Source organism: Variovorax sp. 10N420, from assembly GCF_056394705.1.
In genome coordinates, this window is the sequence record NZ_JBFTIJ010000001.1 from 303752 (window position 1) to 328099 (window position 24348).

23 protein-coding genes and 2 tRNA genes are annotated in these 24348 nt (G+C 62.4%); 7 read left to right on the forward strand and 18 right to left on the reverse strand.

The window, feature by feature from the left end; genetic code table 11:
* Nucleotides 1-18: 18 nt before the first annotated feature.
* The 7 genes from ispC to rpsB form a co-directional block, all read right to left on the reverse strand.
* Nucleotides 19-1197: a 1-deoxy-D-xylulose-5-phosphate reductoisomerase gene (ispC, locus tag AC1DEK_RS01445; RefSeq protein ID WP_478123969.1), complete on the reverse strand. Its 1179-nt coding sequence runs from the start codon at nt 1195-1197 to the stop codon at nt 19-21.
* A 5-nt stretch (nt 1198-1202) separates the two neighbouring features.
* The gene (locus AC1DEK_RS01450) at nt 1203-2048 is read right to left on the reverse strand and encodes a phosphatidate cytidylyltransferase (protein ID WP_478123417.1); all 846 of its coding nucleotides are present in this window, start codon (nt 2046-2048) and stop codon (nt 1203-1205) included.
* Between the two features lie 4 nt (nt 2049-2052).
* Nucleotides 2053-2787, reverse strand: coding sequence for a polyprenyl diphosphate synthase (uppS, locus tag AC1DEK_RS01455; protein ID WP_478123418.1), 735 nt, complete (start codon nt 2785-2787; stop codon nt 2053-2055).
* A gap of 1 nt (nt 2788) precedes the next feature.
* Nucleotides 2789-3349, reverse strand: coding sequence for a ribosome recycling factor (frr, locus tag AC1DEK_RS01460; protein ID WP_478123419.1), 561 nt, complete (start codon nt 3347-3349; stop codon nt 2789-2791).
* A gap of 15 nt (nt 3350-3364) precedes the next feature.
* On the reverse strand, nt 3365-4087 hold the full coding sequence (gene pyrH, locus AC1DEK_RS01465; protein WP_478123970.1) for a UMP kinase: 723 nt from the start codon (nt 4085-4087) through the stop codon (nt 3365-3367).
* A gap of 90 nt (nt 4088-4177) precedes the next feature.
* Nucleotides 4178-5101, reverse strand: coding sequence for a translation elongation factor Ts (gene tsf, locus AC1DEK_RS01470; RefSeq protein ID WP_478123420.1), 924 nt, complete (start codon nt 5099-5101; stop codon nt 4178-4180).
* Between the two features lie 111 nt (nt 5102-5212).
* Nucleotides 5213-5968 (reverse strand): 30S ribosomal protein S2, encoded by a 756-nt coding sequence (rpsB, locus tag AC1DEK_RS01475; RefSeq protein ID WP_478123421.1) that lies wholly within the window; start codon nt 5966-5968, stop codon nt 5213-5215.
* Nucleotides 5969-6176: 208 nt separating this feature from the next.
* On the opposite strand from rpsB, the gene AC1DEK_RS01480 reads away from it, so the two are divergent.
* The 3 genes from AC1DEK_RS01480 to AC1DEK_RS01490 are packed head-to-tail and all read left to right on the forward strand — an operon-like array spanning nt 6177 to nt 10281.
* Nucleotides 6177-7511: an amidase gene (locus AC1DEK_RS01480; RefSeq protein ID WP_478123422.1), complete on the forward strand. Its 1335-nt coding sequence runs from the start codon at nt 6177-6179 to the stop codon at nt 7509-7511.
* 13 nt (nt 7512-7524) lie between these two features.
* Nucleotides 7525-8781 carry a D-amino acid dehydrogenase gene (locus AC1DEK_RS01485; RefSeq protein ID WP_478123423.1) on the forward strand — a complete coding sequence of 419 codons (1257 nt, stop codon included), beginning with the start codon at nt 7525-7527 and terminating at the stop codon, nt 8779-8781.
* Between the two features lie 18 nt (nt 8782-8799).
* Entirely contained in the window at nt 8800-10281 is a 1482-nt protein-coding gene (locus AC1DEK_RS01490; RefSeq protein ID WP_478123424.1) for an NAD(P)H-hydrate dehydratase, read from the forward strand.
* 8 nt (nt 10282-10289) lie between these two features.
* Here AC1DEK_RS01490 and AC1DEK_RS01495 read toward each other — a convergent pair whose 3' ends face one another.
* Nucleotides 10290-11051, reverse strand: coding sequence for an SDR family oxidoreductase (locus tag AC1DEK_RS01495; RefSeq protein ID WP_478123425.1), 762 nt, complete (start codon nt 11049-11051; stop codon nt 10290-10292).
* Nucleotides 11052-11066: 15 nt separating this feature from the next.
* The gene (gene rnr / locus AC1DEK_RS01500; RefSeq protein WP_478123426.1) at nt 11067-13319 is read right to left on the reverse strand and encodes a ribonuclease R; all 2253 of its coding nucleotides are present in this window, start codon (nt 13317-13319) and stop codon (nt 11067-11069) included.
* An 81-nt stretch (nt 13320-13400) separates the two neighbouring features.
* Here rnr and AC1DEK_RS01505 point away from each other — a divergent pair.
* Nucleotides 13401-13485, forward strand: a tRNA-Leu gene (locus AC1DEK_RS01505).
* Nucleotides 13486-13572: 87 nt separating this feature from the next.
* Here AC1DEK_RS01505 and rimO read toward each other — a convergent pair.
* From rimO to AC1DEK_RS01530, 5 genes are all read right to left on the reverse strand, one after another.
* Nucleotides 13573-14979: a 30S ribosomal protein S12 methylthiotransferase RimO gene (gene rimO, locus AC1DEK_RS01510; RefSeq protein WP_478123427.1), complete on the reverse strand. Its 1407-nt coding sequence runs from the start codon at nt 14977-14979 to the stop codon at nt 13573-13575.
* A gap of 39 nt (nt 14980-15018) precedes the next feature.
* A complete protein-coding gene (phaR, locus tag AC1DEK_RS01515; RefSeq protein ID WP_478123428.1) occupies nt 15019-15552 on the reverse strand; it encodes a polyhydroxyalkanoate synthesis repressor PhaR in 534 nt (177 codons plus the stop codon).
* Nucleotides 15553-15678: 126 nt separating this feature from the next.
* Nucleotides 15679-16044, reverse strand: coding sequence for a hypothetical protein (locus AC1DEK_RS01520; RefSeq protein ID WP_478123429.1), 366 nt, complete (start codon nt 16042-16044; stop codon nt 15679-15681).
* A 188-nt stretch (nt 16045-16232) separates the two neighbouring features.
* Nucleotides 16233-16309: transfer RNA gene (locus AC1DEK_RS01525), tRNA-Val, on the reverse strand.
* Between the two features lie 47 nt (nt 16310-16356).
* On the reverse strand, nt 16357-18498 hold the full coding sequence (locus tag AC1DEK_RS01530) for a RelA/SpoT family protein (protein ID WP_478123971.1): 2142 nt from the start codon (nt 18496-18498) through the stop codon (nt 16357-16359).
* Nucleotides 18499-18744: 246 nt separating this feature from the next.
* Here AC1DEK_RS01530 and AC1DEK_RS01535 point away from each other — a divergent pair, with 246 nt between their 5' ends.
* Entirely contained in the window at nt 18745-19515 is a 771-nt protein-coding gene (locus AC1DEK_RS01535; RefSeq protein ID WP_478123430.1) for a 3-hydroxybutyrate dehydrogenase, read from the forward strand.
* A 33-nt stretch (nt 19516-19548) separates the two neighbouring features.
* Here AC1DEK_RS01535 and AC1DEK_RS01540 read toward each other — a convergent pair whose 3' ends face one another.
* The gene (locus AC1DEK_RS01540; RefSeq protein WP_478123431.1) at nt 19549-20220 is read right to left on the reverse strand and encodes an SIMPL domain-containing protein; all 672 of its coding nucleotides are present in this window, start codon (nt 20218-20220) and stop codon (nt 19549-19551) included.
* 96 nt (nt 20221-20316) lie between these two features.
* Nucleotides 20317-20676 carry a hypothetical protein gene (locus AC1DEK_RS01545; RefSeq protein ID WP_478123432.1) on the reverse strand — a complete coding sequence of 120 codons (360 nt, stop codon included), beginning with the start codon at nt 20674-20676 and terminating at the stop codon, nt 20317-20319.
* A gap of 171 nt (nt 20677-20847) precedes the next feature.
* Between AC1DEK_RS01545 and ompR the strand changes: the two genes are divergently transcribed.
* Together ompR and AC1DEK_RS01555 are read left to right on the forward strand one after the other, a co-directional pair.
* Nucleotides 20848-21579, forward strand: a complete 732-nt coding sequence (gene ompR, locus AC1DEK_RS01550; RefSeq protein WP_028250078.1) for an osmolarity response regulator transcription factor OmpR — start codon at nt 20848-20850, stop codon at nt 21577-21579.
* 83 nt (nt 21580-21662) lie between these two features.
* Nucleotides 21663-23111, forward strand: a complete 1449-nt coding sequence (locus tag AC1DEK_RS01555) for a sensor histidine kinase (RefSeq protein ID WP_478123972.1) — start codon at nt 21663-21665, stop codon at nt 23109-23111.
* On the opposite strand, the gene ispF is transcribed toward AC1DEK_RS01555, so the two are convergent.
* On the reverse strand, nt 23102-23587 hold the full coding sequence (ispF, locus tag AC1DEK_RS01560; RefSeq protein ID WP_478123433.1) for a 2-C-methyl-D-erythritol 2,4-cyclodiphosphate synthase: 486 nt from the start codon (nt 23585-23587) through the stop codon (nt 23102-23104). The two genes, AC1DEK_RS01555 and ispF, sit on opposite strands and share 10 nt — an antisense overlap.
* On the reverse strand, nt 23580-24296 hold the full coding sequence (ispD, locus tag AC1DEK_RS01565) for a 2-C-methyl-D-erythritol 4-phosphate cytidylyltransferase (RefSeq protein WP_478123434.1): 717 nt from the start codon (nt 24294-24296) through the stop codon (nt 23580-23582). Before ispD ends, ispF begins: the two co-directional genes overlap by 8 nt.
* Nucleotides 24297-24348: the final 52 nt, after the last annotated feature.

Consider the following 24348-nt stretch of genomic DNA (forward strand, 5'->3'; position numbering starts at 1 on the left):
ATTTCCGATCGTGGGTGGTTAGGCAGCGAAGCGCAATGCGGCTGCGTTGGCTGCGGCACGGGCGCTGGCATCGAGTGCGAGCAAGTCGCCAAGCGACTCCGGCTTGGAGGGAAGCACCGCCTCCAAAGTTTCCATGTTGACTGCGTGAATGCGGTCGAAGCGAAGTCGCCGGTCCAGGAAGGCTTCAACGGCCACTTCGTTGGCAGCGTTCAGAATCGCCGTCGTCCCCGGAGCGGCGCGAAGTGCATGCCAGGCCAGTTCGAGGCCGGGAAAGAGCGCCGCGTCGGGTGGATCGAAGGTCAAGGCCGACATTTGACGAAAATCAAGTCTGCCCGCGCCGCTTTCGATCCGCTCAGGCCAGGCAAGCCCCACGGCGATGGGTACACGCATATCAGGCGTTCCGAGTTGGGCAATCACAGATGAATCCGCAAACTGAACCATCGAGTGCACCACGCTCTGAGGATGAATGACGACCTCGATTTGATCCGGCCGCACTCCGAACAAGTGACGTGCCTCGATCACTTCGAGCGCCTTGTTCATCATGGTCGCGGAGTCCACCGAAATCTTGCGGCCCATCACCCAGTTCGGATGAGCGCAAGCCTCTTCTGGCGTGACGTTGATCAGCGATGCGGGTTCACGCGTTCGAAACGGCCCGCCGGAAGCAGTCAAGATGATCTTGTCGATCCGCCGCGCCCACGTCGACGGGTCTTCCGGAAGCGACTGGAAAATCGCCGAGTGTTCGCTGTCTATCGGCAGCAGGGTCGCTCCGCCCTGCCGCACAGTGCTCATGAACAGTTCGCCGCCAACGACCAAGGCTTCCTTGTTTGCCAGCAATAGCCGTTTGCCTGCTTGAGCGGCGGCCAGGCAAGGCCCCAGTCCTGCGGCGCCGACGATGGCCGCCATGACGACATCCGCTTCGTCGTGGGACGCAATCGTCTCGATCGAATTCCTACCCTGCAATACGCGTGTAGGTATTCCGTTTTGCCTTAGTTTTTCAGCAAGAAGATCCGCGTGCGCCGCGCTGGCCATGGCGGCGAACTTCGGTGAGAAGCGCGCGCATTGCGCCAGCATCTCGTCGACCTTCGTTGCCGCGGACAAGGCAAAGACTTCAAACCGGTCGGGATGTCGAGCGATCACGTCCAAGGTGCTCACGCCGACGGACCCCGTCGAGCCGAGCACAGTGACGCGCTGTCTGATTGAGTTCACAGGGAGGCCAACATCATTGCGATAGGCAGCGTCGGAAGCAAAGCATCAACCCGATCAAGAACGCCGCCATGCCCCGGCAGCAGGGAACTGCTGTCCTTCGCACCCGCACTTCGCTTGATCAAGGATTCGACCAGATCACCCACCACGCTCATTGCCGCGAGGAATATTACGCCTATCAACAGGAGCCACCAGCCACGATCAGCCAGCCGCGTATAGAGGCTGACGACCGTGGCCTGCAGCGCCGCGTCGCTCCAGGTCCAGGCGATGGCCAAAATGATCACGCCAGCCATGCCTCCCCATACGCCCTCCCAGCTCTTGCCGGGGCTGATGCTGGGCGCAAGCTTGTTATGAGTAAATTTGAGCCCGAACGCCCTGCCCGCGAAATAGGCAAACACGTCGGCGACCCACACCAATACAAGGATCGACAACAGGAAGTTGATCCCGATCATCCGCGCTTGCACTGCGGCAAGCCACGCGACCCACAGTGCCAACAAGCCTCCTACCAACCGCAATCCCTTGGGGACTCGCGGCCATCCTGGCACTGCAACCCGGAGCAGTGCGGCGCCACCCAATACCCAGGCAGCACTGGCGACGATCCAGACGAGAAGCAGGGGCGCATCGAGCAGTCCCAGCCACCAGGACAGCGAGCAAAGCAAGACGATTTCGACCCCGAGGAACAGCGATACGGCTTGACCGTAGCCATTGAGGCGGCCCCATTCCCAGCCAGCGGCGCCGATCAAGGCGAGCATGACGCAGCCGAAGGGAACGTAGGACGGATAGAAAAGCGCTGGGAGAAGGATCGCCAGCAAGACGGCCGCTGTGATGATGCGTTGTTTGAGCATGCGCTCAGGCTACTTGCTGATCAGGCCGAGCCGGCAACCGGACCTGCGCCGACGTTTTTCCGTATCGACGCTCGCGAAGCTGGTACGCATCAATAGCCTCGTCCAGTGCGGCTTCATCGAAATCGGGCCAAAGCCTGTCACTGAAGAACAACTCGGAATAGGCGCTCTGCCAGAGAAGAAAATTGGAAAGCCGTTGTTCGCCACCGGTGCGGATGAATAGATCGGGGTCCGGTACGTGCGAGAGCGCCATGGCGGCATCGAGATTGGCTTCCGTCAGCGCTTCGCCTCGAGCCACCAGTTGCGCCGCGGCCCTGGCAATGTCCCAGCGGCCGCCGTAGTTAAAACAAACGTTGAGAACTAGTCGACTATTGTGAGCCGTCGCAGTTTCCGCCTGGATCAGCCCGGCCGCGATCTTCTCGGACAGCCCCCCCCGCTCACCCACGAAATGAAGGCGGACGCCATCGTGGCTCAACTTCGGAACCTCACGAGCAAGCGCACCAACCATCAAGTCCATTAGTCCGGACACTTCCTCGATGGGTCGATTCCAGTTCTCCGACGAGAAGGCGAAGACCGTCAGCACAGCGACACTACGCGCCACGCAAGCCTTGACGCATCGCCTCAAGGATTCGACGCCCTGCTTGTGCCCCGCCACCCGCGGCAGGAAACGACGCGTTGCCCAGCGCCCATTCCCGTCCATGACGATGGCAATGTGATGAGGAATCGCGCGCGGACTCTTCATGTCAGACCGCCATGATCTCGGCTTCCTTGGCTGTCACCAGCCGGTCGATCTCAGCAATGTGTCGGTCGGTGACCTTTTGGATTTCAGCCTCTGCGCGCTTCTGATCGTCTTCGGATGCCAGCTTGTCCTTGACCAGTTTCTTGATTGCGTCGTTTGCATCGCGCCGCAGATTCCGCGTGGCGACCTTCGCGCTTTCGCCTTCGTTGCGGACCAGCTTGGTCATTTCCTTGCGCCGCTCCTCGCTCATGGGAGGCATCGGAACGCGGATCAAGTCCCCCATCGAAGCGGGGTTGAGGCCGAGGTCGCTTTCGCGAATCGCCTTTTCAATCTTGGCGCCCATACCCTTTTCCCAAGGCTGAACGCTGATGGTCCGCGAATCGAGCAGTGCAACGTTGGCAACTTGGGACAGCGGCACCGACGAACCGTAGTACTCGACGTGGATGGAGTCCAGCAGAGCGGGACTTGCCCGACCTGTCCGAATCTTGGTGAGGTTGTTTTGGAACGCCGCCAGCGATTGGTTCATCTTGGCGTCTGTTGCGTTTCGAATGTCTGCAATGGTCATAGATACTTTCTCCGCTCAGGCATGCACCAGCGTGCCTTCGTCCTCGCCCATAACGACGCGCTTCAACGCGCCATTCTTGAAAATCGAGAACACCTTGATCGGCAGATTCTGGTCCCGGCACAGCGCAAAAGCCGTGGCATCCATAATGCCGAGGTTTTGAGCGATAGCTTGGTCGAAGCTCAACATCGAATAGCGGGTTGCGCTCAGGTCTTTCTTGGGATCGGCGGTATACACGCCATCGACCTTGGTCGCCTTGAGGACCAGCTCGGCCCCGATTTCGGCGCCGCGCAGCGCCGCGGCAGTGTCCGTCGTGAAGAACGGGTTGCCGGTGCCGGCAGCAAAAATCACCACTTTGCCTTCTTCCAGATACTGGAGGGCCTTGGGGCGCACATAAGGCTCGACGACCTGCTCGATGGCGATGGCGGACATCACGCGCGCAATGAGGCCTTGCTTGTTCATAGCGTCGGCCAAGGCAAGTGCGTTCATGACAGTCGCCAGCATGCCCATGTAGTCGGCCGTGGCGCGGTCCATTCCGACGGAACCGCCGGCAACGCCACGAAAGATGTTTCCGCCGCCGATCACAACTGCGACTTCGACGCCCATGTTCACCACCTCTGCCACCTCGCCAACCATACGGACGATCGTTGCGCGATTGATGCCAAAGGCGTCGTCGCCCATCAATGCCTCTCCCGACAGCTTCAACAAGATTCGCTTGTGGGCTGGGCGGGCTTCAGGCATGGAGGATTTCCTTTGAGGTTGGCGGGTGCGAGTGTAAGACGTGGTAGCGAGCAGGCAATGGAGCAATGCGCACCATTGCCTGATATCGGCTTAAGCCGCAGCCTTGGCCGCTGCGACTTGGGCGGCGACCTCGGCTGCGAAATCGTCGACCTTCTTTTCGATGCCTTCGCCCACCACATAGAGCGTGAAGGCCTTGATCGACGTGCCAGCTGCCTTGAGCATCTGCTCGACGGTCTGCTTGTCGTTCTTGACGAACGCTTGGTTGTGCAGCGAAACCTCCTTGAGGTACTTCTGCACGCCACCTTCGATGCGCTTGGCAACGATATCCGCAGGCTGAGGTTGCTTGCCGGCGGCTTCAGCTGCCTTGCGATCTTCCTCGGCCTTGCCGGCAGCGACGGCACGTTCCTTTTCGATCAGTTCGCCCGGAACGTCAGCTGCCGAAATTGCGACCGGCTTCATGGCCGCCACGTGCATTGCCACGTCCTTGGCGGCAGTGTCATCGCCTTCGAACTCGACCATGACGCCTATGCGCGTGCCATGCAGGTATGACGCCACCTTGCCATTGCCAGCAAAGCGCTTGAACCGACGGAAGCTCATGTTCTCGCCGATCTTGCCGACGAGACCCTTGCGCACGTCTTCAAGCGTGGGGCCGAAACCGTCTTGCTCGTACGGCAGAGCGCCGAGGGCCGCCAGATCAGCAGGGTTGTGCTTGGCGACCAGCATTGCGGCAGCATTGGCCATCGCGAGGAAGCTGTCGTTCTTCGTCACGAAGTCGGTTTCGCAGTTAATTTCGATCATCGCGCCAGCGTCGCCTTCGACGAATGCCGTGACCACGCCTTCGGCAGTGATTCGACCGGATGCCTTGCCGGCCTTGTTGCCCAGCTTGATGCGCAGAAGCTCTTCTGCCTTTTCCATATTGCCTTCAGCCTCGGTCAAGGCCTTCTTGCATTCCATCATGGGTGCGTCAGTCTTCGCGCGCAGTTCGCCGACCATGCTTGCGGTGATTGTTGCCATGTGTACTCTCCGTTCGGTTTGTCATTGCAGCCGCCCACACCGGGCGCCGCGAAAATCAGATTAAAAAAAAGGGGCTTCGAGGCCCCTTCTTCAGGCTCGAACGAGCTTGAATCAGGCGGAAGCGCCCTCTTCGACCTCGACGAACTCGTCGGAGTTGCCTTCGGACACAGCCTTGACAACGTCGCTGACCGCGCTCGAACGCCCTTCGATGATCGCATCCGCGATGCCGCGGGCGTACAGCGTGACAGCCTTCGACGAGTCGTCGTTGCCGGGGATCACGTAGTCGATGCCTTCAGGCGAATGGTTCGAGTCAACCACACCGATCAGCGGGATGCCGAGCTTCTTGGCTTCGGCAACTGCAATCTTGTGGAAGCCGACGTCGATCACGAAGATAGCGTCCGGCAAAGCGGTCATGTCCTGGATGCCGCCGATGTCTTTTTCGAGCTTTTCAATTTCGCGCGTGAAGGTGAGCTGCTCTTTCTTGCTCAGGCTATCGAGGCCGGCTTCGAGTTGAGCCTTCATGTCCTTCAGACGCTTGATCGAGGTCTTCACGGTCTTGAAGTTGGTCAGCATGCCGCCGAGCCAGCGGGTTTCGACGTAAGGCACGCCGGCGCGGCGCGCCTCGGCGGAGACAATTTCACGAGCTTGGCGCTTGGTGCCCACCATCAGGATGGTGCCGCGATTGGCCGTGAGCTGCTTGGCGTACTTCATCGCGTCCTGGAACATCGGAAGCGACTTTTCCAGGTTGATGATGTGAATCTTGTTGCGATGGCCGAAGATGTACGGGGCCATCTTGGGGTTCCAGAAGCGCGTTTGGTGACCGAAATGGACACCGGCTTCGAGCATTTCGCGCATGGTCGTCGACATAGCAATAACTCCAAAGGTTGGGTCTAAAATCCAGCCCGTTTTGTGCGCCTTCTTTCGATGAAATTCGAAGACTCACAACACCTTGAGTGGGCTGGTTTGCGGATGTGCTTCGCCCTGGAAAAATACCCGGGAAAGTGAGTAAAAGTACCCGGAGCGAAACCCAAAGAGTATAGCACCCACCTCTCCCCTTTTTCGGCCCCAAATCACCATGCGACCTGACTTGCACGCCACCCGCATCACCCTGATGACGGGCGCCTCCGACGCGCGCACTGAAATGGAGCATTCCGTGGCTGCCGCGGAGTCACCCGCCTGCAAGAACGCGTTCACACGCACATTCTTCGCCGAGGCACGCAGGGAAGCCACCAATGCGGCCGCGCATACGCCTTTAGCCGGCCTGGCCTTTTCCATCAAAGACCTGTTCGACGTCGCTGACCAGCCGACCCCCGCGGGGTCCGTTGTACTTTCCCACGCGCCACCAGCCAAGGCTGACGCCGTCGCTGTCGCACGCCTCCGGCACGCCGGGGGCGCATTGTTGGCGCGCACAAACATGACCGAATTCGCCTTCTCGGGTGTCGGTGTCAATCCGCATTTAGGAACCCCGGTGAACCCGAGCGACCCGACAACGCCGCGGATCCCTGGAGGATCGTCCTCCGGCGCGGCGATCTCCGTGTCCACGGGCGCGGCCTTCGTGGGGCTCGGCTCAGATACAGGCGGATCGATCCGGATTCCAGCGGCCCTGAACGGAATCGTCGGCTTCAAGAGCACGGCGCGGCTCGTCCCGGCCGATGGCGCGCTGCCGCTTTCGACCACCCTCGACACCGTCTGCGCGATGACAAGGTCGGTGCGCGATGCTGTCACCGTCCACGAAATCCTGGCGGCCCGTCGAGCCACGCCCGGAAATGCACCGCTGGCGAACTACCGCTTCGCCGTCGCCAAGGAGCTGTTTCAGGACGATCTCGAGCAAGTTGTAGCTGGCGCCTTCGAACGAACGCTCCGAATATTGCGGAAAGCCGGCGCGCACATCGAAGAAGTCAGCCTGCCAGCGCTGGCAGACCTCCCTGCGATCAACGCAACCGGCGGGTTTTCAGCGGCCGAATCCTATGCGTGGCATCGGCTGCTGCTGGAGCGCAGCGGAGCTGGCTATGACCCTCGCGTGGCGCAGCGCATCCTGAAGGGTGCGACGATGAAGGCGTACGAGTACATCGAGTTGGTCAACGCCCGCCGCTCGTGGATCTCTCGCATGGAAACCGCTCTCGCGCCCTTCGACGCGGTCCTTTCACCCACGGTCCCGATGGTGGCCCCTCCCATCGCGAGCGTCGCCCCGGGAGAGGAGCGCGATGCGGCATTTTTCAAGATCAACGCGTTGCTGCTGCGCAATCCTTCGGTCGTCAACATGCTCGACGGCTGCGCGATTTCCATTCCCTGTCATGCGGCGGGGGAACTGCCCGTGGGCCTCATGCTCTGGCACGCCGCCCTGCGCGACGACACGGTGCTGGCGGCCGCGCTGCAGGCCGAGCGTGCCTTCTCAACAAAAAATCAATGACGCAAAGTACCGAATGAAAGTAGCGATCGTGGGAGCCGGCATCATCGGCGTCACCACTGCATGGGAGTTGGCCTGCGACGGCCATGACGTCGTTGTCTTTGAGCGCCGCGGCGCCGCCGCCGAGGAGTCTAGTTTCGCAAATGCCGGTGTCGTGGCGCCAGGATACGTGACGCCATGGGCCGGTCCGGGGATGCGCGGAAAGGTCCTCCGGTCGCTTTTTTCGACGCACGGCGCCATCAAGCTGCGTTGGCCTCTTTCGGCTCGAGATGTGCGCTGGATGGGGCATTGGCAGCGAGCTTGCAAGCTCGAAACCTACTTGGCCAATCGCGCACGCATGCAGCGCCTGGCGTTCTACAGCCGCACGCGCCTGCACGCCATCACCGCCGCGTGCGAACTGGAATACGAACGCAGCGACGGCTATCTGGTGCTCTTGCGCTCAAAGCGCGAGAAGAAACTGGTTCAGGCGGGTCTTGAGGTGCTGCGCGATGCCGGAGCTGCGTTCCGCGAAATCGATGCCGACGAAGCACGCAAGATCGAACCCGCGCTCAGCCATGAGACCGCTCTCGCCGGCGCCATCCACCTGCCTGACGACGAAGTGGCCAATTGCAGGCAGTTCGCGCTGCTTCTCAAGTGGGAAGCCGAGGCCTTGGGCGTTCAGTTTCATTTCAATTGCGACCTCGCGCCCATGAAGCGCTCGGCTCCCACCGAACTCGCGCTGGCGAGCGGCTCCGAGGGCCACCGCTTCGATGCGGTGGTGGTGTGCGCCGGCGTTGCCTCGGCCAACCTGCTGAGGCCGCTGGGCTTGCGTGTTCCGCTCGCACCGGTCTACGGGCACTCCATCAGCGCCAGCATCCGCGAGTCGCTCAATGCGCCGCGTAGTGCAGTCATGGACGAGCGCTACAAAGTTGCCATTTCAAGATTGGGCCAGCGCGTGCGAGTGGCGGGGAGCGCCGAGCTGGGCGGCTCGCTCGACACCCTCAATCCTGCGTCCCTGCAGACGCTCTACAAGGTGCTGCAGGACTGGTTCCCCGGCGCGGTAACGCTCCGCTCAGGCGTCCAGCAATGGAAAGGTGCACGGCCGATGCTGCCAGACGGACCTCCCGTGATCGGCCCGAGCGGGGTACCCGGCGTTTGGCTGAATCTGGGCCACGGATCAAGCGGCTGGGCTCTCTCCTGCGGCAGCGCGCGCGTGCTTGCAGATCTCATGTCAGGCCGGGATCCTGGCATCGATCTCGAGGGGTTGGGAGTCGAGCGCCTGCTGCAACGTTGACGTTCGAGGCATCCAGACGTGCATCGCATTGCTTCCTCCACCTCAGCCGACCTCTTCAACATTTCGGCGGTGCGCCGGATCGAAGAGGCTGCTGCTGCCGCGTTGCCGCCTCATGAGTTGATGCAGCGCGCAGGACTCGCGGTCGCCCGCCTGGCGATGGCCATCGCGCCGCACGCTCGGCACATTTGGATTGCTTGCGGCCCCGGCAACAACGGCGGCGACGGCTTCGAGGCTGCCTGCCATTTGCAGACACGCGGCTTCGCCACCATCGTCACGCGCATCGGCCACGACCACCGGCTAACCGCGGACGCCAAGGCCTCCCTTGAGCGCGCGCAGAAGGCCGGCGTGCTTTTTTCAGAAGCTCCGCCGTCGAACTATGACCTGGCCATTGACGCACTGCTGGGGATCGGCGCTGCAAGACCACCCGGCGGTTTGATGCTGGACTGGCTGCGACTCATGGGCGGCAGTCATGCACCGGTGCTGAGCATCGACACACCTTCGGGCCTGGATGCGGACACCGGCACCCTCTCTTTGAACTACCTTGCTCCTCCGCGGCCCGGCAGAAGCGCCTCGCGCCGTGCATGCCTGAGCCTTCTGACACTCAAGCCGGGCCTTTTCACTGCGCAGGGTCGCGATGCAGCAGGGGATGTTTGGTTTGACGACCTCGGTGTCTCTGGAGCTTCCGAAAAGCCCGTCGCCCGCCTTCCTGGCATTCCGGTACACCTGCCCCGTGTGCAGGCATCCCATAAGGGAAGTTACGGCGACCTCGCAGTGATTGGTGGCGCCCCGGGCATGGCGGGAGCCGCACTCCTGGCGGCCTCCGCCGCGGTCAACGCCGGCGTGGGGCGCGTATTCGTCGCGCCACTTGACGCGGGCATCGTTCCACTGGACGTCCTGCGACCGGAGCTGATGTTCCGCCGCCCCGATACCCTGGACCTTGCAGGGATGACTGTCGTCTGCGGATGCGGCGGGGGGGCGCTCGTGGCCGACGTGTTGCCGCACGTTCTGGAGACTGCTGCGGGACTCGTGGTCGACGCGGATGCGCTCAACGCGATCGCTGGCGATAGCGCCCTGCAGGGTCTGCTGATTGCGCGTACACGCTCCAGACGGCCGACGATCCTCACACCGCATCCACTCGAAGCGGCTCGCTTGCTCGGAGCGGCCACCGCCGACATCCAGAACAACCGTATCGCAGCCGCCACTCGGCTTGCAGCGCAATTCGGCGCCACTGTTGTGCTCAAGGGCTCAGGTACTGTGATCGCCGCGCCCGATGAAGTGCCGGTGATCAATCCCAGCGGCAACGCGCGGCTGGCGACCGCCGGGACCGGCGACGTACTTGCAGGGATGACCGGCGCTGCGCTGGCGGCCGGCCGATCCGCGTTTGCCGCAGCCCTGGAAGCCGTCTGGCACCACGGCGATCTGGCCGATCGCTGGCCAGCCGACATTCCGCTCACAGCGGGGGCTCTCGCCTCCGGCAGCGTCCCTGCCGGCGCCCGTTGATCTGACTTTCAGCCGCGCCCGACAAAGGGCATCTTGGTCGCCATTACCGTGTGGAAAAGCACGTTTGCTTCCAGCGGCAGGTTTGCCATGTAAAGCACCGACTGACCCACGATGGACACATCCATCACGGGCTCGATCGCGACTTCGCCATTCGCCTGCGGAACACCCTTCGTCATACGGGCCGCCAGTTCAGTCAGGGCGTTGCCGACGTCGATCTGACCGACTGCGATGTCGTACTTGCGGCCATCGAGCGATGCCGTCTTGGTCAACCCTTCGACCGCGTGCTTCGTCGCCGTATAGGCGATTGAATTCGGCCGGGGGGCGGTCGCAGAAATCGACCCGTTGTTGATGATTCGCCCGCCCTTCGGCGTCTGCGATCTCATCGTCCGAAACGCCTGCTGGATGCAATAGAACATGCCGCTCAGGTTGATGTCGACCACACCCCGCCATTGTTCAGGTGTCCAATCCTCGAATGGCCCTGGCGGATTGCCGACGCCGGCATTGTTGAAAAGCAGATCCACGCGTCCAAACTGTTTGACCGTCCCGGCGAACAGCGCCTGCACCGATTCGGGATTGCCCACATCGGTCGACACCGCGAAAGCTCGCGCCCCAGCGCCCGACTCGTTCGCCACCTGCTGCAACGGTTCAAGACGGCGACCCGCCAACGCAACGCTCCAGCCGTCCGCGAGCAATGCCAGCGCGGCAGAGCGGCCGATGCCGGTTCCGGCACCGGTGACGATTGCGATGCGGCTCTTGTTCTCCATGCTCATTCATGACTCCTTGGGTCAGCGGCGCGCCTTGCGCCCCTTCATCTTGTTGGTCGCCTTCTTGACGGCTGTCTTGAAAGCCTGCATCGCCGATTGTGGCGCTCGCTCGACCGCTCGGTCATCGCGCTCCGCAAATGCTTCGGGTTTCTTGCGCGCACTTCGCTTGGCCGATGCCTTGACAGGCACGCCGCTCGGCGCGACGCCCTTGTCCTTCATGGCGCGAGTGCCCAATTCCTCGCCTTCGCGCACCAGCCTGAAGTCAATCTTGCGGCCGTCCAGGTCGACCCGGCTCACCTGCACGCGGACGCGGGTTCCGATGGCATAGCGGATCCCCGTGCGTTCGCCCCGCAATTCTTGTCGCTGCTCATCGAACTTGAAGTACTCGCCTCCGAGTTCCGTGATGTGCACCAGCCCTTCAACGTACATCGCATCGAGCGTGACGAAGATGCCGAACGTCGTGGCCGCCGTGACGACGCCGCCGTATTCCTCCCCGAGATGCTCGCGCATGTACTTGCATTTCAGCCAGGCCTCGACATCGCGGCTGGCTTCGTCGGCCCGGCGCTCGTTGGCACTGCAATGCAGGCCGGCGGCTTCCCAGGCTTGCACCTCCTTGCTCGGTGCCACGGTGGCCTTCTGCGGCTTCGCAGTGGGCGACTTCACGCGCGAAGCCAGCCGTTTGGCGAGCTTGGCATGTGCCTCGCCGGGTGTCGGCAACATCGGCAACTGGTACTTGGTTTTTCCAAGGATCGCCTTGATGACGCGATGCACCAGCAAATCCGGATAGCGGCGAATCGGGCTCGTGAAATGCGTATAGGCCTCATAGGCCAGCCCGAAGTGCCCGCTGTTGATCGGCGTGTAGATCGCCTGCTGCATCGAACGCAGCAGCATCGTGTGGATCTGCTGCGCGTCGGGGCGCTCCTTAGTTGCATTGGCAATCGCCTGGAACTCGCCCGGCTTCGGATCGTCCGTGATGGAAAGCCCCACGCCCATGGCCTTGAGATAGCCGCGCAAGATCTCCTTCTTCTCGGGCGTCGGGCCTTCGTGCACACGGTAGAGACCGGGGTGCTTGCCCTCTGCGATGAAGTCGGCGCTGCAGACGTTGGCCGCGAGCATCGCCTCCTCGATCAGGCGGTGCGCTTCGTTGCGCGTGCGCGGCACGATCTTCTCGATGCGGCCAGCGTCGTCGCAAATGATCTGCGTCTCGGTGGTTTCGAAGTCGACAGCACCGCGCTTTGAACGTTGCGAGAGCAGAGCACGGTACGCGTCGTGCAGATTCAGCAGATCCTTGACTCGGTCCTTGCGCTTCTGAGCTTCCGGTCCGCGCGTGTTGCCGAGAATCGCCGCCACTTCGGTGTACGTGAACCGCGCATGACTGAACATGACCGCGGGATAGAACTGGTATGCGTAGATTTCACCATCGGCCGCAACCAACATGTCGCAGACCATGCACAGCCGTTCGACTTCGGGGTTCAGTGAGCACAGCCCGTTCGACAGTTTCTCGGGCAGCATCGGAATGACACGGCGCGGAAAGTACACGCTCGTCGCTCGGTCGTATGCATCGATGTCGATCGCAGAGCCTGTCTGCACATAGGCGCTCACGTCCGCAATGGCAACCAGCAGACGCCAACCCTTGCCTCGGCCGACCTTCGCCGGTTCGCAATACACCGCGTCGTCGAAGTCTCTCGCGTCTTCGCCGTCGATCGTGACCAACGGAATGTCCGTCAGGTCGATGCGCCCCTTCTTGTCGGTTGGGCGGACCTTGTCGGGCAAGGCTTTCGCTTCCGCAAGACAAGCCTCCGAGAACTCGTGAGGCACGCCGTATTTGCGCACGGCAATCTCGATCTCCATGCCCGGGTCGTCAATCTCGCCGAGCACTTCCTTCACGCGCCCCACAGGCTGCCCGAACAGCGCGGGCGGCTCTGTCAACTGAACGACGACGACCTGCCCGACCTTTGCCGTGCCTGTTGCGCCCTTGGGAATCAGAACATCCTGTCCGTAGCGCTTGTCTTCCGGCGCCACGAGCCAGACTCCGCCCTCATGAAGCAAGCGGCCGATGATGGGCTGCCCGGAGCGTTCGATGATCTCGACCACGCGGCCCTCGGGGCGACCGCGCCTGTCCTGCCGCACGACGCGCGCCTTGACGCGGTCCTTGTGCAACACGGCACGCATTTCGTTCGGGGGCAGATAGATGTCGGCCTCACCGTCATCGCGTTGCACGAAGCCGTGACCATCGCGATGTCCTTGGACTGTGCCTTCAACTTCATCCAGCAAGCCGCTGGGATGGCCAATATTTTTGATATGATCTCCTTCTTTCCTGAAATTCAAAACATAACTGCTTTTGCAGGTATGTGGGCCCAGATGGCGGAATTGGTAGACGCACTAGTTTCAGGTACTAGCGAGTAACATCGTGGAGGTTCGAGTCCTCTTCTGGGCACCAAGTTTAAGTTCACCCTTTCCGGGTTTTTCGATTCAAGCCACCGGTCTCCGGTGGCTTTTTCGTTGGGGCTGCCCAACATCACCAACATCAAATGGGCAGCGCAATCAGGTCGTGTCCCTCAGCGCCGACGACGCGTGCGCGAGTGAACTCACCGACCTTCAATGTCTTGCTGATCTTTTCCGGCGGCAGCAGCCGCACGATGCCATCGATCTCGGGCGCATCGGCGTAGCTGCGACCGACGCCGCCCTTGCGTCCCAACCCGGGTGCCGAATCCACCAACACCTGCATCGTGGCGCCGATTCGCTTGCGCAGCTTGGCAATCGACACGGCCTCCGCGACTTCCATGAAGCGCGCACGCCGTGCTTCGCGCTCTCCCTCCGGCAGCATCCCTGCAATGTCGTTCGCAGCGGCGCCCGCCACAGGGCTATAGGCGAAACAGCCTGCGCGGTCGATCTCCGCCTCGCGGATGAAATCGAGCAAGTGCTCGAACTCTTCCTCCGTCTCACCGGGGAACCCGGCAATGAAGGTGCTCCGAATCACCAATTCGGGACAGACCTCCCGCCAGCGCGCGATGCGTTCCAGATTCTTTTCGCCGCTTGCTGGCCGCTTCATGCGGCGCAGAACGTCGGGATGGCTGTGCTGCAACGGCACATCGAGGTAGGGCAACACTTGTCCGCTGGCCATCAATGGAATGATCTCGTCGACGCTCGGATAAGGATAAACATAGTGCAGGCGCACCCACGCCCCATAGGGCGCTGCGATTTCACCCAGCGTCCGAACAAGCTCGAGCATTCGCGTCTTGACCGGCTTTCCGTCCCAGAATCCGGTGCGGTACTTCACGTCTACGCCATAGGCAGACGTGTCCTGGCTGATCACGAGCAGTTCCTTGACGCCACCCTCGAACAAAGCCTTGGCTTCGGAAAGCACGTCGCCGACCGGCCGCGATACGAGGTCTCCTCGCATCGAAGGAATGATGCAGAACGTGCAGCGGTGATTGCATCCCTCGCTGATCTTCAGATACGCGTAATGGCGCGGCGTGAGCTTCAGCCCGGCAACCCCGAACGCCTGCGGCACCAGATCGATGAACGGATCGTGCGGCTTGGGCAGGTTCGCATGCACCGCATCCATCACTTCCTGCGTCGCATGCGGACCGGTGACTGCCAGCACGCTCGGGTGCATCTGGCGTACGAGGTTGCCGCCCCCGTCACCAGTTTTTGCGCCCAGGCAACCAGTGACGATCACGCGACCGTTCTCGGCCAGAGCTTCACCGATCGTGTCGAGGCTCTCCTTGACGGCGTCGTCAATGAAGCCGCAAGTGTTGACGATCACCAGGTCGGCACCTTCGAAGGTCTTCGAAGTCTGGTAGCCCTCGGCACTCAGTTGGGTAAGGATCAATTCGGAGTCGGTAAGGGCCTTTGGGCAACCAAGGCTCACGAAACCAACTTTCGGCGCAGTTGGCGCGGCAATTCGTTCGGGGGAGGCAACTTCGCTCATATCCCCGTATTGTCCCAGCTATCGACCGTCCTGCCTCTTTCAGGGACGCTTGATGCCAAAGGCGCCCAGGACCTGTTCAGTGTTCTTCTGCATCTGCTCCTGCATCTGCAGGAAAACATTCTTGGACTGCTCGACGTAATTCCCCATCAGTCCTTGAAGCACCGGAGACTGCAAGGCCATGAATCTCGACCACATCTCCGGCGTCAGCCCTTCGGACTTTTCGGCAAGCTGGGCCTGCACCTCTGCCATCGCCTGAATATTCTTTTCGAGATACGGCCCCATGTAGCTTTGCATCGCCTGGCCATAGAACCGGATGATGCTGGCGAGAACCTGCTCGGTGAACATGGGCGCCCCGCCCGCCTCTTCCTCGAGGATGACCTGCAAGAGGATGCTCCGCGTGAGGTCGTCGCCCGTCTTGGCGTCGCGCACCACGAACAATGCCTTGTTCATGACGAGCTGCTTCACCTCCGCAAGGGTGATGTAGCTGGAGGTTTCCGTGTCGTAGAGCCTTCGGTTCGGATACTTCTTGATCACCCGCTGGACCGGCTTCACACCGGACTTCTTGCTCTGCACTAGGAACTCCTTCGGTTTCGCAACAATTGGTGCGCGAACAATTCTAGGGAGCGCTCATATTGCACTGCGCCAAGGTTTACCCTGACCGGAGAAGAAGGAGCGGGAGAAGCCAAAGAGGAAGAAGCTTCAGTCCACCGATGTCGCGTATTCGGCGCCACATGTCTTGCAAATTCCAGTCTCGGGACGGGTGTCGGTCGCTTCGCGATATTGCAGTGGGTTCTTCGTGCCGTTGAACACCCAGCAGCGAGGGCAGTGTTCCTGGCCTGCGAGTGGCAGGTAGCCGCGGGCCCGCTGCTCGGCGCGTTCCCGTGTGACGGGCGTCCCGTGGCGGACAGTTCGGGCGACGTCTTCAGCGGCCATGGTTCCAGCGCGCCCGTTGGCGCGATCGTTGAGGCCGTAGACCACGCGAGCGAATTCGAGCGGCGCCTGGCGCACCAGCGCCGCGATTCGGAGTTCTTCCTGCGAAGGATCGATCTCGGCGGCAGTATTCATCGGTTCCTAAACCTGGTGCATTGAGGTGAATGCAGTCAAGGTAACACAACTGCCGCGTCAGTCGCCAGTCGCCCGAACGCCATAGAACGATGGCTGAGCTATGCCGAAAAACAGAGGGAAGAGGAGAGAGGAAGAAGACTTTGATCAGCTGCGCATCTGGTGGTTAATCAGATGCTGTGACCAAAAATTGGTAGGCGCGATTGGACTCGAACCAACGACCCCCACCATGTCAAGGTGGTGCTCTAACCAGCTGAGCTACGCGCCTAGGTTGTATTCGAGAGGCCGAATTGTAGCAGGCTCCGAGAGCACTTTTTAACGGCGTCGTGCAGAACGCACACCTGTCACTCCCGACACCACACCCAACACCTGAGTGAGGCGTGCGGCATCGCTGATTTCGATGGTGAACGTCATCCACGCGGTGCCCTTCACCGACTGCGTCTGCACGCCGATGACGTTCATCTTCTCGCGCGCGAAGACGTCGGAGATGTCGCGCAGAAGGCCCTGCCGGTCGGCCGCTTCGACGGCCACGTCCACTGCATAGACGGAGCCGGCATCGCCTTTCTGCACGCCCCATTCGACATCGATGACGCGCTCGGCGTTCTGACTGGCCATCGAGCGGAAGTTGCTGCAGTTGGCGCGATGGATGCTCACGCCATGGCCCTTGGTCACGAAGCCGCGAATCGCATCGGGCGGCGCAGGCTTGCAGCACTTGGCGAGTTGCGTCATCAACGACGAAACGCCGACGACCAGCACGCCGCCGCGCCCTGCCTGGTCGCTGCCGCGCGCCTTCTTGATGATGACCCCATCGTCCGGCCCGGGCGCTGGCTCGGGCGGCCGCAGCAGCACCTCGATGTTGCGCAGCGAGAACTCGTCCTTTCCCACCACTTCGAAGAGGTTGTCAGCGGACTTGAAACCCAGTTGCGACGCAAGGTCGTCGAGCTTCAGCGCGGTCTTTCCTTCGCGCTGAAGGAGCCGTTCGACGGCTTCCCGGCCACGCGCGACGGTCTCGTGGGTGATCTGTGCGTTGAACCATGCCCTCACCTTCGCGCGCGCACGATGACTCGCCAGATAGCCCAACTCGGCGTTGAGCCAGTCTCGCGATGGGCCACCTTCCTTGGCTGCAATGATTTCGACGGTCTGCCCGTTTTGTAGCGGCGTGTTGAGCGGCACCATTGCGCCGTCGACGCGCGCACCGCGACAGCGATGCCCAAGGCTCGTATGAACGGTGTAGGCAAAGTCGACCGCCGTCGAACCCTGCGGCAGTTCGACGATTGCCGCATCGGGTGTCAGCACATAGATGCGGTCGTCGAAAAGGCCCTGCCCTTGCTGGCCGCCGGACAGGTCCCGCTCCCACGCGAGCAGTTGCCTGAGCACTGCGATCTTGGCGTCGTATTCGCCGCTCGCCCAGACGCCCGCATATCCCTTGTGCCCCGCTTCCTTGTAGGCCCAGTGCGCGGCCACGCCGTGCTCCGCGTGGTCGTGCATTTCCTCCGTGCGGATCTGGATCTCGATCGGCTTGCCCGCATGCCCATCGACGACTTCGCGAACGACCGTATGCAGCGACTGATAGCCGTTCGGCTTCGGGCGCGCGATGTAGTCGTCGAACTCCTCGTCGATCGGCTGGAAATGAGAATGCACCCACGCCAGTGCCGCATAGCAATCCTTGACGTCCGCGACAACCACGCGCAGCGCCATGATGTCGAAGACCTGTGCGAAGTCGAGCGACTTGCCGCGCATCTTCTTGACGATGCTGTAGATGTTTTTCGGCCGCCCCTGCACCTTGGCCCTGACTCCTTCGGCAGCCAGGTCTCTTTCGAGACGTGTCCTCAATTGCTCGACATAGCCTTCGCGCTCGACGCGCTTTTCGTCGAGCAGTCGTGCTATGAGCTTGTAGGTCTCCGGCTCGAGGAAACGGAACGAGAGGTCCTCGATTTCCCATTTGACCTGCCAGATACCCAGGCGATTGGCCAGCGGCGCGAACACTTGCAGCGATTCGCGCGCCACGTTCTCGGGCGGCGGGCGCTTGCTCGCGGCGGCGTAGCGCAGCGTCTGCAGTCGCGACGCGAGACGGAGCATCACCACGCGCAGATCGCGCGAGAACGCAAGGAGCATCTTGCGCACGTTCTCGGTCTGGGCGCCGACGCCATCCGCCGCATGAACGCTGGCAGTGGCCGAGCGCGCCTGCTTCTGCACGTGCACGAGTTTCGTTGTCTCCACGGCCAGCGCCGCGAAGTTGTCGCCGAAAACCTTGGCGATGACTTCCTGCGGCCGATTGAGGTGCTGGCAAGAATAGACAAGATAGCTGGCGGCCTGCATGGCCTCCGACCCGCCCATCGACGAGACGATGGCCGCAACCGCATCGGCATGGGAGAGCGTGTTCTCGCCAGTGTCCAGCGTTTCGTCCGCGATCAGGGGCTCGGCGAAAGCCCGCGCCCGCGCGAGCATGTTCTCCATCACCGGCGCGCGCTCGGCGGTTGCCGCCGACAGCGGATAGTCGACCACCTGCGAATCCGAAGCGGGCGGGACGTGCAAATTGGTCTGTTCGCGCTTCACTTTGTCGAATGCAGAAGGATTGCCCGCGGTGCCTGCCAGCAAGCCTCACGGAGGACGTGATGAGAAGCGAGCGCGGTCATGGAAGAAGCGAATTCGCGGTGAAGATAATGGTCTCGTTGCATCCTAATTCATTCGGAGATCGTCATCATGCTCAAAGGCAAAACCGCGCTTGTCACGGGGTCCACCAGTGGCATCGGCCTTGCTATTGCGAAGGCGCTTGCGCAGCAAGGCGCGAACATCGTGCTCAATGGTTTCGGCGACGCGGATGGCCCGCGGGCCGAGATCGCCGCTATGGGCGTCAAGGTGGAATACCACGGCGCGGACATGAGCAAGCCAGCGCAGATCGAGGACATGATGAAGTTCGCTGCCGCCCACTTCGGCCGCATCGACGTCCTGGTCAACAACGCCGGAATCCAGCACGTTGCCAAGGTCGAGGACTTTCCGCCGGAAAGGTGGGACGCCATCATCGCCATCAATCTTTCCAGTGCCTTCCACACGACCCGGCTGGCCGTACCGGCAATGCGGGAGGCCAACTGGGGCCGTGTCATCAATATCGCATCGGCGCATGGCCTTGTCGCGTCGGCGCAGAAGTCGGCCTACGTGGCAGCCAAGCACGGCATTGTCGGATTCACGAAATCGGTGGCACTCGAAACGGCCACCACCGGCGTCACCTGCAATGCGATCTGTCCGGGATGGGTCTTGACGCCGCTGGTGCAAAAGCAGATCGATGACCGCTCGGCGCGCGAAGGTATTTCAGTCGCCCAGGCGCAGAACGACCTGCTGGGTGAAAAGCAGCCGTCGCTGCAATTCACCACAGTCGATCAGTTAGGCGGGCTCGCGGTGTTCCTGTGCTCGCCGGCGGCCGATCAGGTGCGGGGCGTCGCCTGGCAGGTCGACGGCGGCTGGACCGCGCAGTAGGCGACGTCCAGCCCCAGCCTGCAGCAGGCGGTCTTACTTGAGCTGCACAGAGCCCGAGACGTTGACGATGACGGTCGTGGTGCCGGCTTCGATCGGCACCGGCGCGTCGGCCGAAGCCATCTTTGCGCCTGCATCCATTGCCATCATGCGCGGGCGGATCGGGCCGCCCATGTGGGCGTTGACCGACACCTCGCGAAGCGTATAGCCACTGAAGCCGAAGCGCTTGGCGAGTTCGTCGGCGCGTTGCTTGAAGTTGTCGATTGCAAGCGCCTGTGCTTCAGTTTGCGACTTGGCCTGCTGCTCACGGCTCAGGCTGAAGCCGACGTTGCTGACGGTCAGCGTAGAGATCTTCGCCGCCGTCTGGGCGATGCGCGGGAAGTCCCGGCCTTCGAGAACCAGTTCGGCGGTGCCTTGCCAGCCCGTCAGCTTGCCGTCGCGGCTGCGTCGGGGAAAGAGGCTGAAACTGCCGGTGTGAACGTCGAGTTGGCCCGCCTGGGCGTTCTTGCGCACTTCGGTGAGCGCTGCATCGAGGGCCGTCTTCAGCTGGCTCTGGACGCTGGCGGCGTCGGAGCCGTCGCGCGTGGTCGAAAGCGTCATGCTGAGTTGGTCCTGCTGCACCTCGACCGACGAGTCGGCCGACAGTTGCAGCACATTCTGCGGTGATGGCAGCGTCACGTTCTGGGACCATGCAGCGGTGGCACTCATCAGGACGGCGCATACCGCGAGTCGTTTGATGTTGATCAATTCAGGAAACCTCAAGTCAGGTGGTGGAAAGTAGGCGGCGCCCGCACGGGGCGCCACTCAGCGACGCGGCCGTCCTGGCGAATCCAGCGTGATGCCCTTGGTAGCGGGTACCGGTGCGATACGGTCCATACGGTCGATTCGGTCAGCAGTCTGGGTTTCTGCCGACCTGGCAATATCCTGCCGCGGAGCCGGAGACCATTGCTGGCGCACCTGCTGCCTCAGCTGCGCCAACTCTGCAGCTGTCAGGCGGCGGCCGCCAGCCATCTCGCTGCGCTTGACACCGATACTGGGCCGTTGCGCGTCGGAGCCGTCGCTCCGCCGCTGGTCGTTGACGTTCATGAAGCTGAAGCTCCCCGCCCAGCCGGTGAGGCAGAAGGTCGTGAGCAAGACAGGTACCGCGAATTTATTGGTTTTCATAAGGATTGCGAGACTTCCAAGCCCACTTTGCCATCGCTGCGCAATGCGGGAACGTCCGGAAGGCTAGCGGCCGCAAGTTTTGTAACTTAGTGTCAAACCTTTCGGGAAACCGGCTCAACGACTCCGCAACACCCTCAAAATTGGTGCTGTTACAAATTTGGCGTTGTAAAAATGAATCAAGCTCCAGCACGCACAGACAAGATCGTGATCGTCGACGACGACGCACGCATCCGCGACCTACTCCGCCGCTACCTCACTCAGGAAGGTTTCGAGGTGATCGTGGCCGAAGACGGCAAGGCTCTCAATCGCATCCTGCTGCGAGACACGGTCGACCTGATCGTCCTCGACCTCATGATGCCCGGTGAGGACGGCCTTTCGGTCTGCCGACGACTGCGCGCAGCCAACGACCGCACCCCCATCATCATGCTCACGGCCAAGGGTGAGGACGTGGACCGTATCGTCGGCCTCGAGGTTGGCGCCGACGACTACCTCGGCAAGCCCTTCAATCCACGCGAGTTGCTGGCCCGCGTGCACGCGGTGCTCCGCCGCCGTCCGCCGCTCGAAGCACCAGGCGCGCCATCGACCGACAACGAAACGGTGAACTTCGGGCCGTTCAGCTTTGACCTCGGCTCGCGCACGCTCAAGAAGGATGGTGAAGAGTTGTCCTTGACCACTGGCGAGTTTGCGATGTTGAAGGCGCTCGTGCGTCATCCCAGACAGCCGCTTTCTCGCGAAAAGCTGGCGCAGCTGGCGCGCGGCCGCGAGTTCGAGCCCTTCGACCGCAGCCTCGACGTCCAGATCTCGCGCCTGCGCAAACTGGTCGAGTCGGATGCCGCAGCGCCACGCTACATCCAGACTGTCTGGGGCGTTGGCTACGTGTTCGTGCCGGACGGCACGACCTGAAAGCGTCGAGATCCGTGGCCGCCACGATCGGCCCCCAGACCACCCAGCCGAGCCCGCTCGCAGAGGACAGCTCCCAGGGCACGCTGCCGAGCCCGCTGGACGCCCTCGGCCATCGTCGGCGCCGGACCCGGCTGCAGCTCGGGCTGAGTCTTTTCTGGCGGACCTTCTTCTTGCTCGTGCTGCTGCTGGTCGGCTGCACGGTCGCTTGGCTGCAGACTTTTCGCGCGCTCGAATACGAGCCGCGCGCCATCCAGACCGCGCACCAGATTGCCTCGCTCGTGAACCTCACTCGCGCGGCGCTGGTGTATTCGGACGCCATCACCCGCGTTTCGCTCATCAAGACGCTGGCCGACCAGGAAGGCGTGCGCATCCTGCCGCGCGAACCCGGCGATCGCTTCCTGCCCTACACCAGCGGCGCGCTGGACCAGCGGGTCACCGAGGAGCTGATCGCCCGCCTCGGCGAGGGAACGACGGTGGCGAGCCGCGTCAACGACGAGCCCGGCCTCTGGATCGGCTTCACCATCGAAAGCGATACCTATTGGCTGCTGGTCGACCCCACCCGCTTCAGCCGGCTCGATCGCCGAACCTGGCTCATCTGGCTCGCGACCACCATGGCGCTGTCGCTGGCGGGCGCGGCGCTGATCACCCGGCTGATCAACCGGCCGCTCAAGCAGTTGTCGCAGGCAACGATGCAGGTGCGCGAAGGCGAATACGAGGCGCACCGCCTGGACGAGCGCGCCCGGACCAACGAAATCCGGGCGGTGAACGTCGGCTTCAACCGCATGGCCGACCAGCTCGCCAAGATCGAGCAGGATCGCGCCGTGATGCTCGCCGGCATTTCGCACGACCTGCGAACTCCGCTGGCGCGATTGCGGCTCGAAACCGAAATGAGCGTGGCCGATGAGGACGCGCGCGATCACATGGCCGCCGACATTGCGCAGCTCGACGCGATCATCGACAAGTTCCTCGACTACGCGCGCCCGGACCATGTGGACTTCAAGCCCGTGCTGCTGCGTGACGTGATCGACGCCTGCACCTATGCCGTTCAGGATCATGAGGACATCAAGATCACGGTCGACGTGGCGTCCGATCTGCGGGTGATGGCTGACGAAGTCGAGTTGCAGCGCGTGATCTCCAACCTCGTCGAGAACGCACGGCGCTACGGCAAGACGCCATCGACGGGCGTGGCCGATATCACGATCCAGGCGCAGGCGCACAACGATGCGGTGCTGATCAAGGTGCGCGACCACGGCGCGGGCGTCGCACCTGCCCTGCTTTCGCAGCTGAGCAAGCCGTTTTTCCGGGGTGACGTGGCGCGAACTTCCGCGGCCGGCGCCGGGCTGGGTTTGTCCATCGTCACGAAGAACATCGAGCGCATGGGCGGCACCTTTGCACTCACGAGCACGCCAGGACGCGGACTGGCTGCGCACATTCGCATGCCGCGTGCGGCATCGGCCAAACCTGATCCTTCAGCATCGAAGGACAAGGAGGCACAAGGCCAGGCAAAAAGGGAATTCGGCGTTCAGCGGTAAATCAGCACGATGGCGCGCGCTTCCATGGCGAGGCCCTCGCCCACTGGCCCGAGTTTTTCGGCGGTCTTTGCTTTCACGTTGACTTGGTCGATGTCGACGGCAAGCGTCGCGGCGATGCGCTTGCACATCGCCGGGATGTGAGGCGCGAGCTTCGGCGCTTGCGCGATGACGGTGCTGTCGACATTGCCGATCTGCCAGCCCGCGGCACGCACCCGTTGTGCGGCCTCGGCCAGCAAGACAGCCGAGTCCGCGCCGAGAAACTGCGGATCGGTGTCCGGAAAATGCCGCCCGATGTCGCCGAGGCCCGCCGCACCCAGCAATGCATCCGTGATCGCATGCAGCAGCACATCGGCGTCCGAATGACCCAGCAGGCCGGTGATGTGCGGCACTTCGACGCCGCCGAGCACCAGCTTGCGGCCGGCGACCAGCTGGTGAACATCCCAGCCCTCGCCGATGCGGAAGTTGAAATCAATCATGGTGCGTCGTCCGCCGGCTGCGCAGGATCGCTTCGGCGAGCGCAAAGTCCTCCGGGAACGTGAGCTTGAAGTTCTGGCCGCTTCCTGGAACCAGCAGTGGCGCGAGGCCGACCGACTCGATGGCACTGGCCTCGTCCGTCACTGCATCACCGGCGCGCTCCAGCGCATCGAGCAGCATGCCGATGCGAAACATCTGCGGCGTCTGGGCAAGCCATTTGTCGGCGCGGGTTGCCGTGCTGGCGACGCGCCCTTCTGGCGAGGCGACCTTGAGCGTGTCCGCCAGGCGATGCGCCAGCAAACCGCCGACGGCGTCGTGTTCGCAAGCAGCGATCAGAGCTTCGATCTGCGTCGGCGTCACCAGACAGCGCGCTGCGTCATGAACCAACACCCAATCGTGAGGCCCGGCCCCAGCCTGGCGCAGTGCTCGCAGGCCATTGCGGACCGTGGCCGCGCGCGTGGCGCCTCCGACTCGCAGCAGGTGTTCACCTGCCGCCGGGAAGCGAGGAAGAACGATCCCCACGTCAGCGTCTTCCGGCACCACCGCCAGCGCGATGCCCTCGAACAGACCCTTGAGAGACCGGAAGACCTCCAGCGTGTGCTCCACCATCGGGCGGCCAGCGATGCGCTGATACTGCTTCGGCCCCTGTCCACCGGCGCGAATTCCGGACCCCGCGCAAGGGATCAGAACGAAAAATCTGGAAGCTGACATGGGTGCGACATTGGCCTGCGACAAAAGAGCAGCCATTCTAGAATCCGCTTTC

What these genes read in the sequence shown, in the direction of transcription:
- AC1DEK_RS01450 (WP_478123417.1), bottom strand. Translation starts at nt 2,048, where the DNA reads ATGCTCAAACAACGCATCATCACAGCGGCCGTCTTGCTGGCGATCCTT.
- uppS (WP_478123418.1), bottom strand. Translation starts at nt 2,787, where the DNA reads ATGAAGAGTCCGCGCGCGATTCCTCATCACATTGCCATCGTCATGGAC.
- frr (WP_478123419.1), bottom strand. Translation starts at nt 3,349, where the DNA reads ATGACCATTGCAGACATTCGAAACGCAACAGACGCCAAGATGAACCAA.
- pyrH (WP_478123970.1), bottom strand. Translation starts at nt 4,087, where the DNA reads ATGCCTGAAGCCCGCCCAGCCCACAAGCGAATCTTGTTGAAGCTGTCG.
- tsf (WP_478123420.1), bottom strand. Translation starts at nt 5,101, where the DNA reads ATGGCAACAATCACCGCAAGCATGGTCGGCGAACTGCGCGCGAAGACT.
- rpsB (WP_478123421.1), bottom strand. Translation starts at nt 5,968, where the DNA reads ATGTCGACGACCATGCGCGAAATGCTCGAAGCCGGTGTCCATTTCGGT.
- AC1DEK_RS01480 (WP_478123422.1), top strand. Translation starts at nt 6,177, where the DNA reads ATGCGACCTGACTTGCACGCCACCCGCATCACCCTGATGACGGGCGCC.
- AC1DEK_RS01485 (WP_478123423.1), top strand. Translation starts at nt 7,525, where the DNA reads ATGAAAGTAGCGATCGTGGGAGCCGGCATCATCGGCGTCACCACTGCA.
- AC1DEK_RS01495 (WP_478123425.1), bottom strand. Translation starts at nt 11,051, where the DNA reads ATGAGCATGGAGAACAAGAGCCGCATCGCAATCGTCACCGGTGCCGGA.
- rimO (WP_478123427.1), bottom strand. Translation starts at nt 14,979, where the DNA reads ATGAGCGAAGTTGCCTCCCCCGAACGAATTGCCGCGCCAACTGCGCCG.
- AC1DEK_RS01520 (WP_478123429.1), bottom strand. Translation starts at nt 16,044, where the DNA reads ATGAATACTGCCGCCGAGATCGATCCTTCGCAGGAAGAACTCCGAATC.
- AC1DEK_RS01530 (WP_478123971.1), bottom strand. Translation starts at nt 18,498, where the DNA reads ATGGAGAACATGCTCGCGCGGGCGCGGGCTTTCGCCGAGCCCCTGATC.
- AC1DEK_RS01535 (WP_478123430.1), top strand. Translation starts at nt 18,745, where the DNA reads ATGCTCAAAGGCAAAACCGCGCTTGTCACGGGGTCCACCAGTGGCATC.
- AC1DEK_RS01540 (WP_478123431.1), bottom strand. Translation starts at nt 20,220, where the DNA reads ATGAGTGCCACCGCTGCATGGTCCCAGAACGTGACGCTGCCATCACCG.
- AC1DEK_RS01545 (WP_478123432.1), bottom strand. Translation starts at nt 20,676, where the DNA reads ATGAAAACCAATAAATTCGCGGTACCTGTCTTGCTCACGACCTTCTGC.
- ompR (WP_028250078.1), top strand. Translation starts at nt 20,848, where the DNA reads ATGAATCAAGCTCCAGCACGCACAGACAAGATCGTGATCGTCGACGAC.
- ispF (WP_478123433.1), bottom strand. Translation starts at nt 23,587, where the DNA reads ATGATTGATTTCAACTTCCGCATCGGCGAGGGCTGGGATGTTCACCAG.
- ispD (WP_478123434.1), bottom strand. Translation starts at nt 24,296, where the DNA reads ATGTCAGCTTCCAGATTTTTCGTTCTGATCCCTTGCGCGGGGTCCGGA.